Source organism: Streptomyces europaeiscabiei, assembly GCF_001550375.1.
GTDB lineage: Bacteria > Actinomycetota > Actinomycetes > Streptomycetales > Streptomycetaceae > Streptomyces > Streptomyces europaeiscabiei.
On record NZ_LRTR01000013.1, the window covers coordinates 1 to 1,035 of the forward strand.

The 1,035-nt window shown below is 77.0% G+C and carries 1 pseudogene; it reads right to left on the reverse strand.

The window, feature by feature from the left end:
* Positions 1-1,035: pseudogene (locus AWZ10_RS00395) on the reverse strand (TIGR02680 family protein); the annotation flags it as partial.

A 1,035-nucleotide genomic window follows, 5' to 3' on the forward strand; every position in this document is an offset into this window, starting at 1 on the left:
GCGGGCGGCGAGGTCGCGCAACCGGTCGTCCAGCGCGGCGAGGGAGGCGTTCGTCCGGCCGATGCGGTCGGTCAGTTCTCCGATCCTGCGCTGCCGGGCCCGCTGCCGGGCGAGGGCGCCGATGTGGGCCGGTTCCGGCTTGTTCCAGGACCCGGTGGCGAGGGCGAGACGCCAGGCACCGTCGGCCGACACGGCCGCGGAGTGGCCGTCGGGCAGACCCGCGCCGTACGCGACACCGGCGAGGAGACGGGTCACGGTGTCGACCGGGACGGCCATGTCCTCCTCGGGCCGCAGCACCTCCAGCAGGCTGGGCCCCGGGGCGGTCACGGCCAGCGCGGCCTCGGCACGGGTGTCGTGACCCGGCAGTGTGATCCCGTTGTAGGGGCTGACCCACGCGTCCAGGAGGCCCGACGCCTCCAGCGCGGCCTCCACCCCGGCCTGGACGGGGAGCGGGACGCCTTCCCGGAAGGCGATCAGCCGCCACAGGGGTGCTCCCGCCGTCGCCGTGCGGACGGTGGTGCGGGTGGACGGGGGCGCAGGCGGCAGATCGGTCTGGCCGCCGAGCCGCCGCACCTCCTGCACGAGCCGGCTCCGCTCGTCCCACAGGCCCTGACGCGCGGCCCGGGCGGTGCCCTCCGCGGTGGCGATCTCCAGTTCCGGCGGGCGGGCGGCGGCTTCGGCCAGGGCCGTCACCTCGGCCTCCGTCGCCGCTCTCGCCGCCAGTTCCCCCGGGTCGGCGATGCGCAGTTCCGTGCAGCCCCCGGCCCAGGCGAGCAGCCGTTCCGCCTGTGCGGCGAGGGCGTCGTCCCAGGCTCCGGACGCCTCGTCCCGCCGGGCGATCGTCTCCGCGAACCGGGCACGGGTCTCGTCCAGCAGGTCCTCGGCGGCACCCCGGTCCCGTACCGCGCGATCGTGGTCGTCCATCGCCTCGGTGATGAGGGCGACCTGCTGCCGTCGGGCGGTGACCGCGCCCCGCAGCAGGCGACGGGCCTGCCGGGCCCCGTTCTCGCCCGTCGGTGTGGCGCCGGGTTCCGC